This window comes from Lysobacter gummosus (assembly GCF_001442805.1).
GTDB lineage: Bacteria > Pseudomonadota > Gammaproteobacteria > Xanthomonadales > Xanthomonadaceae > Lysobacter > Lysobacter gummosus.
On sequence record NZ_CP011131.1, the window covers coordinates 646122 to 660279 of the forward strand.

13 protein-coding genes are annotated in these 14158 nt (G+C 69.1%); 7 read left to right on the plus strand and 6 right to left on the minus strand.

The window, feature by feature from the left end; genetic code table 11:
• Window positions 1-134 precede the first annotated feature (134 nt).
• A complete protein-coding gene (locus LG3211_RS02530) occupies window positions 135-1436 on the minus strand; it encodes an amidohydrolase family protein (RefSeq protein WP_057941453.1) in 1302 nt (433 codons plus the stop codon).
• Window positions 1433-2905 (minus strand): amidohydrolase, encoded by a 1473-nt coding sequence (locus LG3211_RS02535; protein WP_057941454.1) that lies wholly within the window; start codon window positions 2903-2905, stop codon window positions 1433-1435. The genes LG3211_RS02530 and LG3211_RS02535 overlap by 4 nt, the downstream gene beginning before the upstream one ends.
• Before the next feature lie 142 nt (window positions 2906-3047).
• On the opposite strand from LG3211_RS02535, the gene LG3211_RS02540 reads away from it, so the two are divergent.
• The 4 genes from LG3211_RS02540 to LG3211_RS02555 all read left to right on the plus strand — a co-directional run bounded on the left by LG3211_RS02540 (window position 3048) and on the right by LG3211_RS02555 (window position 6612).
• Complete coding sequence (locus tag LG3211_RS02540; RefSeq protein WP_057941455.1) at window positions 3048-3824, plus strand: AMP nucleosidase; 777 nt, start codon at window positions 3048-3050, stop codon at window positions 3822-3824.
• A gap of 168 nt (window positions 3825-3992) precedes the next feature.
• Complete coding sequence (locus LG3211_RS02545; protein ID WP_083512267.1) at window positions 3993-5057, plus strand: serine hydrolase domain-containing protein; 1065 nt, start codon at window positions 3993-3995, stop codon at window positions 5055-5057.
• Between the two features lie 126 nt (window positions 5058-5183).
• Window positions 5184-5753: a lysozyme inhibitor LprI family protein gene (locus LG3211_RS02550; protein ID WP_057941456.1), complete on the plus strand. Its 570-nt coding sequence runs from the start codon at window positions 5184-5186 to the stop codon at window positions 5751-5753.
• A gap of 301 nt (window positions 5754-6054) precedes the next feature.
• Window positions 6055-6612, plus strand: a complete 558-nt coding sequence (locus tag LG3211_RS02555; RefSeq protein WP_057941457.1) for a DUF924 family protein — start codon at window positions 6055-6057, stop codon at window positions 6610-6612.
• 128 nt (window positions 6613-6740) lie between these two features.
• Here the strand turns inward: LG3211_RS02555 and grxD are convergent, their stop codons facing one another.
• Entirely contained in the window at window positions 6741-7667 is a 927-nt protein-coding gene (gene grxD / locus LG3211_RS02560) for a Grx4 family monothiol glutaredoxin (RefSeq protein ID WP_057941458.1), read from the minus strand.
• A gap of 122 nt (window positions 7668-7789) precedes the next feature.
• Between grxD and LG3211_RS02565 the strand changes: the two genes are divergently transcribed.
• Complete coding sequence (locus LG3211_RS02565; protein WP_057941459.1) at window positions 7790-8572, plus strand: polysaccharide deacetylase family protein; 783 nt, start codon at window positions 7790-7792, stop codon at window positions 8570-8572.
• A gap of 18 nt (window positions 8573-8590) precedes the next feature.
• Here LG3211_RS02565 and LG3211_RS02570 read toward each other — a convergent pair whose 3' ends face one another.
• From LG3211_RS02570 to LG3211_RS02580, 3 genes are read right to left on the minus strand one after another with little or no spacing between them, the layout of a single operon-like run.
• Entirely contained in the window at window positions 8591-9259 is a 669-nt protein-coding gene (locus LG3211_RS02570; protein WP_057945224.1) for a methyltransferase domain-containing protein, read from the minus strand.
• Window positions 9260-9285: 26 nt separating this feature from the next.
• Window positions 9286-9909 (minus strand): SGNH/GDSL hydrolase family protein, encoded by a 624-nt coding sequence (locus LG3211_RS02575; RefSeq protein WP_057941460.1) that lies wholly within the window; start codon window positions 9907-9909, stop codon window positions 9286-9288.
• A gap of 7 nt (window positions 9910-9916) precedes the next feature.
• Window positions 9917-11167, minus strand: coding sequence for a pyridoxal phosphate-dependent aminotransferase (locus LG3211_RS02580; RefSeq protein ID WP_057941461.1), 1251 nt, complete (start codon window positions 11165-11167; stop codon window positions 9917-9919).
• 268 nt (window positions 11168-11435) lie between these two features.
• Here LG3211_RS02580 and rsgA point away from each other — a divergent pair, with 268 nt between their 5' ends.
• On the plus strand, window positions 11436-12584 hold the full coding sequence (gene rsgA / locus LG3211_RS02585; protein ID WP_057941462.1) for a ribosome small subunit-dependent GTPase A: 1149 nt from the start codon (window positions 11436-11438) through the stop codon (window positions 12582-12584).
• Between the two features lie 267 nt (window positions 12585-12851).
• The gene (locus tag LG3211_RS02590; protein WP_057941463.1) at window positions 12852-14126 is read left to right on the plus strand and encodes a flavohemoglobin expression-modulating QEGLA motif protein; all 1275 of its coding nucleotides are present in this window, start codon (window positions 12852-12854) and stop codon (window positions 14124-14126) included.
• Window positions 14127-14158 lie beyond the last annotated feature (32 nt).

Consider the following 14158-nt stretch of genomic DNA (forward strand, 5'->3'; position numbering starts at 1 on the left):
CTTTTCGCTTTAATGCGATGGAGCCAAATCAAAAGCAAATCCCCCCTGGCCCCCTTTTTCAAAGGGGGGGAATCGGTAGGTGAGTTCAAAGGGGGAAGCAGGCGGGATGCGCTATCGGATTGGATAGCGCCGGATCAACGCCCCGCCGGCGTCGGATACGCGCGCGGCAAGCCGTTGTCCGGATGCAGGTAACGATCGCGCAACTCGGTCTGACGGCTGCGCATCGAAATCGCGCGGCCGTCCATCCACACCTGCAAGGCCACACTGCTGACATCGAGCGGATCGCCGCTCCACAGCACCAGATCGGCGCGCTTGCCCGGGGCGATCGAACCTACTTCGCCGGCCACGCCGAAGGTTTCCGCCGGCACCCGGGTCAGCCCGGCCAGACCGTCGGCCCACGGCAAGCCGGCGGCGACCGCGTTGCCGGCCAGCTGCCGCACCTTGCGCGCGTTGTGCGAGGCGCCGCCTTCGCTGAAACCGACCGCGACGCCGGCCGCGCGCAGCCGCGCCGCGTTTTCCATGCTGGCGCCGAGCTGATCGAAATCGCTCGGCAGGTTGGACAGCGGATTGACGAACACCGGCACCTTCGCCGCCGCCAATTGCGGCGCCAGACGCCAGGCCTCGCCGCCGCCGGCGATGGCGATGCGCAGTTGATGCCTGGCCGACCAGCGCAGCAGTTGACGGATGTCGGCGGCGCGATCCACGCCGAACACGATTCGCCCGCCGCCGCCGAAATACTTCTGCAGCGCGCTGCGTCCGGCCGGCGTCAGCAGCGCGGCGTGATTGTCCGGGCCGATGCGCCCGCGCAGTTCGTCGATCAGCTGATCCAGGATCATCCACTGCGCCGCGCGCGAACTGCCGCTCAGCCCCAGGCTGTCCTTGCCCAGGCGCACGAACAGCACGCGCGGGCCGATCGGGTCGGGGCCGCCGTCCAGGCGCTCGATCCCGCCCTGGCCAGCGACGATCGAGCCGCCCGTGGCGGTGCCGGCGCCGAGCAGGGTCCAGCCGATGCCTTCGATGCGGGTGACCGGAATCACCACCGAATCCGGGTTGTAGGCCAGGGTCACGTCGAACTCCGGCCGCACCGTCATTTCCTTGGTGTCGGCGCCGAGCGCGAGGGTTTCATCGACCGTGGCCTTCTCGCCGGACACCTCCTCCAGGCCGATTTCGCTGATGCCGCCGAAAAGCGTCGGCGTGACCGGCCGGCCCTCGGCCTCGATCACCTGCGCGCCGGCCGGCGCGCTCAAGCCGCGGCCGACCGCGCGCACCACGCCGCCGGAGACCAGCACGTCGGCGTGTTCCAGCGAACCTTGCGCCGTGGCGGTGTGAACGGTGGCGTTGCGGATCAACACGTTCTGCGCGGACGCGGCGAAACTGACGCATGCCAGCAGGGCGGCGAACAGCGGCGCATGCCGCAGCACGGACACGCGGCTCATCGCACACCTCCGGCTTGCGTCGCGGTCTGCGCGGCCGGTTGCCCGAGCATGAAATCGGACTTGGGCTGGCGCGAGGGATCGGCGCGGTCGTAGACGCGCGCGCCGTCGATGTAGACCTGCTCGGCCTTGGCGTAGACGCTGAAGGGATTGCCGTTCCACACCACCACATCGCCCATCTTGCCCGGCTCCAGGGTGCCGGTGCGCTCGACGATGCCCAGCGCCTTGGCCGGGTTCCGGGTAAGCCAGCCGATCGCCCGCTCCGGCGCGATGTCGATGCCGGCCAGGCGCGCGTGCGCCATCACCTTGGCCGCTTCCTGGTTGAGCCGCTGGATGCCTTCCTCGGAATCGGAGTGCACGATCGCGCAGCTGTTGGCCGGGCGATCGACCATGGCGAGGTTTTCCTGGATGCCGTCGAAGGCTTCCATCTTGAAGCCCCACCAGTCGGCCCACAGCGCGCCGCAGACGTTCTCCTGCGCCAGCCGGTCGGCGATCTTGTACGCCTCCACGCCGTGGTGGAAGGCGGCGATCTTGAAGCCGAACTCCTTCGCCAGATCGAGCATCGTGGTCATCTCGTCGGCGCGGTAGCAGTGGATGTGGACCAGGATGTCGCCCTTGATCGCGCCGGCCAGGGTGTCGAGCTTGAGGTCGCGCTTGCCGCCGGTGTCTTTTTCGCTGTCGGCGTTGTTGGACGCGGGGGTGGAACTCTGCCACCAGCGCTTCTTCGCCGGCGCGGCGGCCTTGGGCGAGGTCTTGCGCAGGTATTCGCTGGCGTCGATGAAGGCCGCGCGGTAACCGGCGACGTTGCCCATGCGCGTGCCCGGCGAGACGTTGCGGCTGCCGTAGACGCGCTTGGGGTTCTCGCCGCAGGCCATCTTCAGGCCCCACGGCGCGCCGGGGAATTTCATCGCCTGGTAACTCGTGGCCGGCACGTTCTTGAGGGTGACGCCGCGGCCGCCGATCAGGTTGCCCGAGCCGGGCAGGATCTGCAGCGAGGTGATGCCGCCGGCCAGCGCGGTTTCGAAGCCCGGGTCCTGCGGCCAGATCGAGTGCTCGGCCCAGACGTTGGGCGTGACCGGGCTGGTCATCTCGTTGCCGTCGGCATGGGCGCCGACGCCGGGGCTGGGGTACACGCCCAAGTGCGAGTGGACGTCGATGATCCCCGGCGTGATCCACTTGCCGGTGGCATCCACGCGCGCCGCGTCGGCCGGCGCGTCCAGGGCGCTGCCGACCGCGACGATCTTGCCGCCCTGCAGCAGCACGTCGGCGTTGTCCAGGCGCTGGCCGGTGCCGGTCAGGACCGTGGCGTGCTGCAGCAGCACCGGGCCCGAGCCGAGCGCCTTGTAGGTGCTGGGATAGGGGTCCTGGGTGTAGCGGGAAGTCGAAGCGGGCGCGGCGGGCGCGGCCGTGGCCGCCTGCGCGGCGCTGGCGAGCAACGCCAGGCCGCAGCCGGCCAGGAACGGTCGAAGCATGATTTCCCCCGGGGAAAGCGGAGCCAGATGTCGAGCGGCGGGTAACCATGGAACCGTAACGGCCGCTTTGTGCGCTGCCAACCCTGACTATCGTCATGGGCGGTGCCACAATGGCCGTACAACAACAAGAAAAGGCCAAGGCATGAAAGACAAAGAACAGATCGTCGAAAACTGGCTGCCGCGCTACACCGGCGTGCCCCTGGACCAGTTCGGCCAGCACATCCTGCTGACCAACTTCGGCGGTTACCTGCACACCTTCGCCCGCCTGACCGGCGCGCAGATCGTCGGCATGGACCGGCCGATGCCCAGCGCGACGGCCGACGGCATCACCATGATCAACTTCGGCATGGGCAGCCCGAACGCGGCGACCATGATGGACCTGCTCTCGGCGATCATGCCGCAGGCGGTGTTGTTCCTGGGCAAGTGCGGCGGCCTCAAGCGCAAGAACGAGCTCGGCGACCTGGTCCTGCCGATCGCGGCGATCCGCGGCGAAGGCACCTCCAACGACTACCTGCTGCCGGAAGTGCCGGCGCTGCCGGCGTTCGCCTTGCAGCGCGCGGTCTCGACCATGATCCGCGACCTCGGCCACGACTACTGGACCGGCACCGTCTACACCACCAATCGCCGGGTCTGGGAGCACGACGAAGCCTTCAAGGAGCGTCTGCGCGCGATGCGCTGCATGGCCATCGACATGGAAACCGCGACCGTGTTCGCCGCCGGCTTCGCCAACCGCATTCCCTGCGGCGCGCTGTTGCTGGTCTCGGACCAGCCGATGATTCCCGAGGGCGTGAAGACCGAGGCCTCCGACGCCAAGGTCAGCGCGAGCTTCGTCGATACCCACATCGGGGTCGGCATCGAGGCGCTGAAGCTGATCCGCCGGCATGGCAAGTCGGTGCGGCATTTGCGCTTCGACGAGTAAGCCAGGGCGCGGCCCTCGCTCAGGCGGTAAAGGGCCGAAGCCGCAAGGAAGCCGGCAAGAAACGGCGCGCCTCACATCCCTCTCCCGCAAAGCGGGAGAGGGGTTGGGGTGAGAGCCGCCGCGGCGCATGATCCTCCGGCCCATGAACGGCCACTCGGAAGCTGCCGCATGATCGCTGCTCGACGAATTCGCTGGTGCCTGCTCGCGTGCTTGAGCTTCGCCGTGCCGGCGTTCGCGGCCGATCCCGCCGTCGAACGCGTCCTCGCCCGCTGGGACGGCGATACCCGCGCCGATCTAAAGGCTGTGGTCGTGCTGCGCGACGGCGAACTCATCGCCGAGCGTTACTACAACGGCGACGACGCGCGCAGCCTGCACGACATGCGTTCGGCCGGGAAAAGCGTGACCGCGCTGCTGGCCGGGATCGCCCTCGATCAAGGCCGGATCGGCTCGCTGGACGATCCGATCGAACGCTATCTGCCCGCCGCGCGCGGCAAGCCGGTCGCCGGCACTTCGGTACGCGATCTGCTGACGATGCGCTCGGGACTCGACGCCGACGACACGCAGGAACAATCGCCCGGCAACGAAGATCGCCTCGATGAGGCCGCCGATCCGGCCGCGTTCGCGCTCGGCGTGCCGCGCCGCGAGGTCGCCGGGATGCGCTATCAGTACAACTCGCTGACCGCGTATCTGGCCGGATGGGTGGTCGCGGCGGCGGTCGCGCAACCGCTCGACGAATTCGCGCGCGCGAATCTGTTTCAACCCTTGGGCATCGAACATTGGCAATGGCAGCGCGATGCCTCCGGCCATGCCAAGGGCCAGGGCAACCTGTCGCTGAGCGCGCGCGACATGGCCGCAATCGGCGAGTGGGTGCTCGACGGCGGCGAACACGACGGCCGCCGGCTGATCTCGCGCAAGACCCTGGACGACATCCTGGCCCCGAGCATCGCCATCGCCGCGGTCGATCCTTTCGCGGATCACTACGGCTACTTCTGGTATCTGCGGACCCAGCGCATCGCCGGCCGCGACGTGCCGGTCGCGTTCGCCTCCGGCAACGGCGGCAACAAGATCTACGTGGTGCCGTCGCTGCGCGCGGTGATCGCGATCACCTCCTCCGCCTACGGTCGCGGTTATGGCCAGCGGCGTTCGCAGGACATCTTGCGCGCGGTGCTCGCGGCGATGGGGCCGGCCGCGTCGCGCGATCTGCCGGCGGCCGTAAGCGCCCGGGAAGGCTGAACGGTTTAGCCCGCATCAAGCAAAAACCCACTGGATTTACAGGGGTTTTGCGACGCCCGACACGCGACATCCGAAGGCCTGAGACCTGCGCGGACGACACTGTGCTCCACGACCGGAGGACAGGTCATGGAACAGCTCATCTTCACCGTCATCGGCGCCCTGCTTACCTGGGCGTTCTACTTCATCCAGCGAATCGCCGAGCGTCGCGGCACGGTCGATGCGATCGAACGCGGCAAGCAGTTGCTCGCGCTGAAGCAGGAACTCGACGGCGCGCACACCAGCGTCGAGGAACTGCGCCGTTTCGAAAACAAGCTGATCGGCAAGGCCGAAACCGCCGCGCGCATCGCCGACAATTATTTCGGCAAGGCCGAGGCGATCGCGCGCGACAGCGACGACGATCGGGTCAGCCAGGCCGACATGGGCCAGCAGGCGATCGCCGAGCTCAGTCGCGAGCAGACGCGCCTGGACGGTCTGGTCGCGCATCTGCGCAAGCAGATCGACGGCGAGGATCTGGCCGCGTTCGAACAGGCGCATCAGGCCTGGCTGGCGTTTCGCGAACGCCATGCGCGTTTCGTTTCGCAGTCGTATTCGTCCGGGCCGATCCGGCCGTTGATCTATGCGGTGACTATGGAAAGTCTCACCGTGGCCTGGATCAACGAGCTGGAGACGCAGTTGGGCGAGGATGAGGCGGGGTGATGGCGCGCGGTGCGCGAGGTTGGCTTTGGTTCGGCGTTTCCGCGAAGGCGGGGATGCCAGGCTTCGTCGCGGCGTGAGAGCAAAGTCGCTGGATCCCCGCGTTCGCGGGGATGACGGGCGTATGGTGGTGCGACGCGACATGACGCGACATGACGCAACGCGCGTCGCCGGTCGCACACCACATCGAGCCTTACGTCATGTCGGCCATCGCGCCATACACCCGGACGCACATCCACGCTCGCGACACGCCCGCACCCGTTTTGCTACGGTTCGCTCCCTGTCCCCCAAGCGCAGGTTCCGCATGTCCGTCACCGCACAAGACGTCGTCGACTTCTGGCGCAAGGCCGGTCCCGGCCGCTGGTTCGATCGCGACGACCATTTCGATCAGCAATGCCGCAGCGGCTTTCTCGACGCCCACCACGCCGCGGCGCGGCGCGAGCACGACGACTGGGTCGAGCGCGACGCCGAGTCGGCGCTGGCGCTGTTGATCCTGCTCGACCAGATTCCACGCAACGTGTTCCGCGGCAGCGCGCATTCGTACGCGACCGATCCGCTGGCGCGGCACTACGCGCGGCGCGCGCTGGAACTCGGCCACGACCGCAGCATCGAGCCGGCCCTGCGCTCGTTCTTCTATCTGCCGTTCGAACACTCGGAGGATTTGCTCGATCAACGCCGCTCGGTCGAGCTGCACCAGGCGCTGCCGGCCGCTGCCGACGGCACCGACGCCGCGCAGTGGGCGATCAAGCATCTGGAAATCATCGAGCGCTTCGGCCGCTTCCCGCATCGCAACGCGGCGCTGGGACGCGACAGCAGCGCGGAAGAACAGGCCTATCTCGACGGCGGCGGCTTCAAGGGCTGAGGCGGCTGTGGGCCGGGCGTCCGCGCGTAGCTCGCGCCGTCGGCGATAACGCACGCCGATGCGCCGGCGCCAGAAACGCGAAAGCCGCGACGCAAACGTCGCGGCTTTCGCAGTAACAACGAAGGCGATCAGTACTTGGCGATGGCGCCGTCCAGATCGGCCCAGGCGTCGATGCCGCCTTCCACGTTGTAGACCTCGCGGTAACCCAGCTGACGGAAATGCTCCGCCGCCTGCGCGCTGCGGCCGCCGTGGTGGCAAAGGAACGCCAGCGGCGTGTCCTTGGGAAGGGTTTCCAGCGCGCTGGTGCCGTGATCGAAGGTGTCGAAAGCCAGCTCGACCTGAGCGATGGCGCGTTCGTCCGGCGGACGCACATCGACCAGACGCAGCGAGCCGGCGCGCACGCGCTCGCGGGCGTCGGCCGGAACGATCGCGCGCACCGCCGGCGGCGCGTTCGGGTTGGTGATCACCAGGCCGCGGCCGCGTTCGTCGTCGGCCCAATCGATCGACACGCCGTCGGCGCGGCGGGCGTTGATCCAGTCGGTCTGCACGCGCACGCCCTCGACTTCCACCGCGACGGCATTGGCGTCGATCGGCGCCAGCTGCAGGCGCACGTTGTGGCGCGCATCGACTTCCAGCTGCACGGCGTAATCGGCGCCGGCATTGGCGACCGCGTCGCGCAGCATCTGCGCCGCGGCCGGGGTGATGCTGAGCTTGGGCGGGCTGCGATCGGGCGCAGGCAGGCCGAGCGCGCTGTGCAACTCGCCGCTGGCGGCCATCTGCTCGATGATGTCGCTGCCGCCGACCAGCTGCGCGTCGATGTACAGCTGCGGGATGGTCGGCCACTCGCCGTAGGCCTTGATGCCCTCGCGGATGTCCGGATCGGCCAGCACGTCCACATGGGCGTAGCCCTGCGGCAGCAGCGCGTTCAGCGCGCCGGAGGCCTTGGCCGAGAAACCGCATTGCGGCGCGGTCGGGTCGCCTTTCATGAACAGCACGACACGGTTGGACTGAAGCAGGGTTTCGATGCGCGAGCGCAGGGCGGGATCGAGGGACATGACGGTCTGGTCTGGCGGGAATGAAGCCCACATGGGGGCGGCCGGCGGGTGCCGCAAGGTAGGATGGCGCATCCGCGGTGCCAGCCGCCGTCGCATTACCGTCTGGAGCCGTTCCCCCGCGCATGAGCATCGCCAGCATCGCCGCCCCCCATCGCCCGCCGCGCCGCCCCTGGGCCTGGCTGTGGCTGTTCGGCGCCTCGCAGCTGCTCATGCTGGCGTTGTGGTGGCGCTTCGGCTGGGCGGCCGGGCTGCTGGCGATGCTGGTCAGCCACGGCGCCATGTTCTGGGGCACCTTGTGGCCGCGCTCGCGCTTGTTCGGGCCGGTGCTCGCGCGCCTGCCGACGCAGGCGCGGGCGATGTGGCTGACCATCGACGACGGCCCCTCCGACGACACCCCGGCGATGCTCGACCTGCTCGATGCGTACGGCGCCAAGGCGACGTTCTTCCTGGTCGCCGAACGCGCCGCGGCGCGGCCGCAACTGGCGCGCGAGATCGTTCGCCGCGGCCACGGCATCGGCAATCACAGCCAGTCGCATCCGCAGGCCTGGTTCTGGGCGTTGGGGCCGGGGCGCATGGCGGCGGAGATCGAGCAGGCGCAGGCCGGCCTGCGCGCGGTGACCGGGGTGACGCCGCGCTGGTTCCGCGCGGTGGTCGGCATGGCCAATCCGTTCGTGTCGGCGTCGTTGAAGAAACTGGCGCTGGCGCGGGTGGCGTGGAGCGCGCGCGGCTTCGACGGCGTGCGCGGCGAGCCCGATTCGGTGGTGGCGCGCATCGTCGCCGATTTCCGCCCCGGCGCGATCGTGCTGCTGCACGAGGGCGCGCCGCACGGCAACAACGTGGCGATCGTCGAAGGCGTGTTGCGGGCGATGAAGGACGCCGGCTACGTCGCGGTCGTGCCCGAATAAGCGCGAGCGCTCAGCCGCTCAGGCGCGGGCGACGATCAGCCAGTTGTTGAACGGCGTATTGCCGTACAGCGGCGTCAGCGTGGTGCTCAGTCCGTGCCCCTGCAACTGCTCGCGCAGCGCTTGCGCCTGCGGATAACAGCGCGGCGCCGACTGCATCCAGCCGATCATCTTGGCCAGGCGGTCGGAGATCAGGCCGACCCGGCCGCGGCCGCTGCCGTCGGCCAGGGCGGTGCGGATGACCAGGCGCGCGCCGGGTTCCAGCATCGCCGCCGCGGTATCGATCAGGCCGCGCTGGGTCGGCGCGTCCAGGTATTGCAGGACGTCCAGGATCGTCACGCTGCCGCGATGCGGCGGCGGGCCCTGCGCCAGATCGACCAGATCGAAGCGCGCCCGGGTCAGCTCGACCTTGCCCGCGACCTTGCGCGCGCGGCCGATCTTGGCCGCGTCGTTATCGACGCCGCGATACGCCATCGTCTGCCCGTCCAGGCGCAGCGCGTGCACCAGCAGGCCCAGGCCGCAGCCCAGGTCCAGCACCGGCGCATGGCTGCCGCGCAGCGCCTGCAGCACGCCTGGATACAGCGGATCGCTGCCGAGCTTGGCGCGGCTGTAGTAGTAGTCCCAGCGATTGCCGAGCGGATGCGCGGGCAGGAAGGCGCGCGCGATGGCGAGGGCGCGTTCGCGCGGCAGCGGGCGCGTGGCGTCGATGACGGCGGTCACCGCGGCGCCGGTTCCCGCAGCAGATCGCGCGCCACCGGCAGCGCCAGCATGGTCCACTGCGCGTACATCGCCGCCGACGGATGCAGGCCGTCTTCGGCCAGCATGATCGCTTCGCTTGCGCGCTCGCGCGACACCGGGGTGATATCGACGAAGGCCACGCCCAACTGCGCGCACACTTGCGCGGCGCTGCGGTTGAACACGTCCAGTTCGGCGCCGATCACGGCCGGGCCGCGCTGGTCGGTGGCGCCGAAGGGCGTGGCGCCCCAGTCGGGAATCGACAGCACCAGCACCCGGTCGGCGCGGCCGCGCGCATAGCCGATCGCGCGCCGCAGCAGATCGCGGAATTCGGCCGCGTACTGCACCGCGCTGCGGCCGCGGTATTGGTTGTTGACGCCGATCAGCAGGCTGACGAAATCCCATTGGCCCAGCGGCTCGGCCAGATCCAGCGCGAGCGCGAGCTCATCGGTGGTCCAGCCGGTGGTGGCGATGATCCGCGGCGCGTCCACGGCGATGCCGTGTTCGCGCAACTGCACGGTCAACTGCACCGGCCAGCGGCCGGATTCGGGCACGGCCTCGCCGATGGTGTAGCTGTCGCCGAGCGCGAGGTAGGTCAGCGCCATCGCGGCCTCAGGCCACGGCGACGCGCTGGCTCTGCGCGCGCGCGGCGTAGCGGTCGAGCACGCGCTCGATCCGGCCGAACACTTCGCGCACCTGCGCCGGTTCCGGCAGCAGGGTCACGCGGAAGTGGTTGCGGTACGGCACGTTGAAGCTCGAACCGGGAACCACCAGCACGTCCTCGGTTTCCAGCAGTTCCAGGGCGAACTTGTGATCGTCGAAACCCTGCGCGGCCGCGCCGGTCACCGCCGGGAACGCGTACAGCGCGCCGGCCGGCACGACCAGTTCCAGATGCTGGCTGGCCTGCACCGATTCGATCACCGCGCGGCGCGCCTCGAACAGGCGTCCGCCCGGCTCGCACAGCGGAGTGATGGTGTCGGTGCCGTTGAGCGCGGCCTCGATCGCGAACTGGCCCGGCACGTTGGCGCACAGGCGCAGCGCGCCGAGCAGGTCCATGGCGTGATGAAAATCGCCGCTGGCCACCGGGTCGCCCGACAGCACCGCCCAGCCCACGCGCCAGCCGCAGGCGCGGTGGACCTTGGACAGGCCGCCGAAGCTCAGGCAGGGCAGATCGCCGGCGATCGGCGCGACCGGAGTGAACTGGGCGCCGTCGTAAAGGATGGAGTCGTAGATTTCATCGCACATCAGCAGCAGCTTGTGCTTGGCGGCGATGGCGACGATGCGTTCGATCAGCTCGCGCGGGTAGGCGGCGCCGGTCGGGTTGTTGGGGTTGATCAGCACGATCGCGCGGGTGCGGCTGGAGATCAGTTGCTCGATCTCGTCCGGATCGGGCAGGAAGCCGTTCTCGGGCTGGCAGCGGTAATACACCGGGCGGCCGTCGTTGAGGATGGTCGCGGCCGACCACAGCGGGTAGTCGGGCGAGGGCAGCAGCACTTCGTCGCCGGGATTGAGCAGCGCGCGCAGCGACAGGTCGATCAGCTCGCTCACGCCGTTGCCGACGAACACGCGCTCGGGCGAGGCGTTGGGCGTGCCGCGCTGCTTGTGGAAGGCGGCGATGGCCTCGCGCGCGGCCGGCAGGCCCTGCTGGTGGGTGTAGGGATCGGTATCGGCGATGTGGTCGGCGATCGCGCGCTGCAGGTGTTCGGGCGCGCGGAACCCGAAGGCGCCGGGGTTGCCGATATTGAGCTTGATCTGCTTGCGTCCCTGGGCTTCCAACTCCCTGGCTCGCCGGGCCAGTTCACCGCGGATTTCGTAACGGACTTCGGACAGGCGTTCGCGGGTTTTCAGGGGCGGAAGGGACATTGGAGCGGGCAGGGTCGGTGGATGGGGCTTCAGACTAGCTGAATCGGCTCGACTAAGCAGCTTGGCGGCGGCGAAAAACCCCGGTTTCGGCGACGCTGGCCCGGGCCGGGCGCACGTTTCCCGGATTTCGCCGCGGCGGCCCGTGGCGGCGGGTATCCGGCGCGCGGCGGGCCGGGCCGGTCCCGATTCGGGCGCCGGATCCCGCCAGCGGCGGGAATTGCGACGAAACCGGTGGGCAGCCTATGTAGAATCGCGCCATGCCTGAACTTTGCCCGCGCCTTTGACTCCCGAACTCGCCGCCTTGCAGGCGATCGGATGGCCGATCACGGCCGAGGACCTTCTGCCGGCCGACCCGGTATGGCGCCAGGCCTTGGCCGATCACCCCCAGGCCCGCCCGGCGCGGGTCACCGAGCAGCATCGCAGCGGCTATGTCGTATCCGACGGCCCCGACAGCGGCTACCGGGTGGAGTCCCTGCCCGAATGGCAGCGCACCGCCAGTTACAAGAAAGGCGCGCTGGCGCCCGAACAGCGGCCCGGGGTCGGCGACTGGATGCTGGTCGAAGGCGATCCCGAGCGCGCAAAAGTCGTGGCGCTGCTGCCGCGCTACAGCGCGATCAAGCGTGGCGCGGCCGGCGAGCACTACAAGCAGCAGCTGATCGCGGCCAACATCGACACCGTGTTCGTGGTCTGCGGCCTGGACGCGGACTTCAATCCGCGCCGGATCGAGCGCTATCTGTTGCTGGTGCGCGGCGGCGCCGAGCCGGTGATCGTGCTGACCAAGGCCGACGAAGCGATCGCCGCCAATGAGCACGCCGTCGCCGAAGCCACCGGCGCTCTGATCGAACTGGCCCAGGGCGTGGCGATCCGCGCGGTCAACGCGCGCGACCGCGACGGCAGCGTCGCGGCGATGTCGCCGTGGCTGCAGCCCGGCCGCACCGTGGTGCTGGTCGGTTCCTCCGGCGCCGGCAAGTCCACGCTGACCAACAGCCTGCTCGGCATCGAACGCATGAAGACCGGCGCGGTGCGCGAAAGCGACGCGCGCGGTCGCCACACCACCACCCATCGCGCCTTGATCCCGTTGCCGTCGGGCGCCTGCCTGATCGACACGCCGGGCATGCGCGAACTCAAGCCGACCGGCGAAGAGGACGTGGCGGAGAATTTCAGCGACATCGAAGCCCTGGCCGAGCAATGCAAGTTCCGCGACTGCTCGCACGCCAGCGAGCCCGGTTGCGCGGTGCGCGAGGCGATCGAGAACGGCAAGCTCGATCCGCAGCGTTTCGCCAGTTATCTGAAATTGAGCGGCGAAGTCTCCGGCGCGGCCAGCAAGCTCGCCAACCGGCGCGCGCAGAAGGCCGACATCAAGGCGCCCGGCAAGCCGGCCGGCAAGCGCTCGGACGACAAGCATGGGCGGCGTTGAGCGCGCTTGCGTTGTCTTGCCGGTTGCGCCGCTGGGGCGTGACGAAGAGCGAATCCCCCCTGCCCCCCTTTTTCAAAGGGGGGAGGCGATCGGAACGGTTTGTCGGTTGCAGGTGCGTTCGCCGGCATTCGCGGCAATCGCAAACGCACCCCGCCCACACACCGCGTCCTTTGAAAACCCCGTGCCGTTCCCCCCTTTGAAAAAGGGGGGCAGGGGGGATTCGCTCTTGGCTCTTACCGCCCCTCACCCAACCCCCAAGGCCGCCCCATGAGCGTCCTGAGCTGCGACCTGCGCCCCGACATCCAGCACCACGCCGCGCTCGACGCGCGCATGGTCCGCGCCGCGCGCGGCATCAAGCTGTTGACGATGGCCAGCTGGCCGGCCGGTCTGGAAGCGCCGTTCCTCGCCGATTACGCCCGCGGCGTCGCGCGGCTGCCGGTCATCGACTACCCCAAACACGACTTCTCCGAAGTGCGCGCCGAACTCGACGCGATCGCAGCCGAAGCCGACCGCGATCATCCGATCGGCGAATACCTGATCGAATCCGCGCATTCCTGGGGCGTGGCCGCGCAACTGCTCGAATGCCTGGGCACCACCGCGGTCACCGACTACTCGGTGCAGTTGTTCGGCAAGCCCGACGCCGCCCTGCCCGGGCAGGGCCCGAGCACGCGCGAGGCGGCCAACCACTTCATCTCCATCGCCAACGAACTCGACCGCGAACTGATGTCGCCGGCCGAAACCGTGGAGATTTCCGCCACCGCGCTGCGCCTGCAATTGCAGCGCGATCTCGACGATTACTTCGACGCCCGCGTGATCGAAGTCGTGCTCGATCCCGAGCTGATCGCCAAGGCCGCCGCCGGTTCCACCCGCATCCGCCTGCGCAGCGGCGCGGCGTTCAGCGATTACGACCGCCACCAGTTGCTGCAGCACGAAGCCTTCGTGCATTCGCTCACCGCGCTCAACGGCCGCGAACAACCGGTGCTGCCGAGCCTGGCGCTGTCCTCGCCGCGCAGCACCGCGACCCAGGAAGGCCTGGCGACCTTCGCCGAACAGATCACCGGCAGCATCGACATCGGCCGCATGAAGCGCCTGAGCCTGCGCATCGACGCGGTCGCGATGGCGCTGGACGGCGCCGACTTCATCCAGGTGTTCCGTTATTTCATCGACGCCGGCCAATCGCCGGCCGACAGCTTCGCCTCGGCCCAGCGCGTGTTCCGCGGCGTGCCGACCCACGGCGGCGCGGCCTTCACCAAGGACACCGTGTACCTGCGCGGCCTGGTCGGCGTGCACACCTTCTTCCGCTGGGCGCTGCGCCAGCAGAAACTGCATCTGTGCCGCTGGCTGTTCGCCGGCAAGATGACCCTGGGCGACGTGCAACGCTTCGAGCCCCTGTTCCAGGACGGCGTGCTCGCGCCGCCGCGCTGGATGCCGCCGTGGATCACCCGCGCCAACGGTCTGGCGGGGATGCTGGCGTTTTCGCTGTTCGCCAATCGGATCCGGCTGGATCAGATGGCGGAGGGCGATTTCAGCGAGATCGGCTGAGAACGCAGGTGCCGGCGCGATCCGCGCCAGGC

Bases quoted from the DNA above. Each gene is read 5' to 3' on its own strand.
- LG3211_RS02575 (WP_057941460.1), bottom strand. From the start codon at position 9,909: ATGGCGCTGACCTACCTCGCGCTCGGCGACAGCTACACCATCGGCGAG.
- LG3211_RS02590 (WP_057941463.1), top strand. From the start codon at position 12,852: ATGAGCGTCCTGAGCTGCGACCTGCGCCCCGACATCCAGCACCACGCC.
- LG3211_RS02545 (WP_083512267.1), top strand. From the start codon at position 3,993: ATGATCGCTGCTCGACGAATTCGCTGGTGCCTGCTCGCGTGCTTGAGC.
- LG3211_RS02580 (WP_057941461.1), bottom strand. From the start codon at position 11,167: ATGTCCCTTCCGCCCCTGAAAACCCGCGAACGCCTGTCCGAAGTCCGT.
- LG3211_RS02550 (WP_057941456.1), top strand. From the start codon at position 5,184: ATGGAACAGCTCATCTTCACCGTCATCGGCGCCCTGCTTACCTGGGCG.
- LG3211_RS02540 (WP_057941455.1), top strand. From the start codon at position 3,048: ATGAAAGACAAAGAACAGATCGTCGAAAACTGGCTGCCGCGCTACACC.
- LG3211_RS02535 (WP_057941454.1), bottom strand. From the start codon at position 2,905: ATGCTTCGACCGTTCCTGGCCGGCTGCGGCCTGGCGTTGCTCGCCAGC.
- LG3211_RS02565 (WP_057941459.1), top strand. From the start codon at position 7,790: ATGAGCATCGCCAGCATCGCCGCCCCCCATCGCCCGCCGCGCCGCCCC.
- LG3211_RS02555 (WP_057941457.1), top strand. From the start codon at position 6,055: ATGTCCGTCACCGCACAAGACGTCGTCGACTTCTGGCGCAAGGCCGGT.
- grxD (WP_057941458.1), bottom strand. From the start codon at position 7,667: ATGTCCCTCGATCCCGCCCTGCGCTCGCGCATCGAAACCCTGCTTCAG.
- LG3211_RS02530 (WP_057941453.1), bottom strand. From the start codon at position 1,436: ATGAGCCGCGTGTCCGTGCTGCGGCATGCGCCGCTGTTCGCCGCCCTG.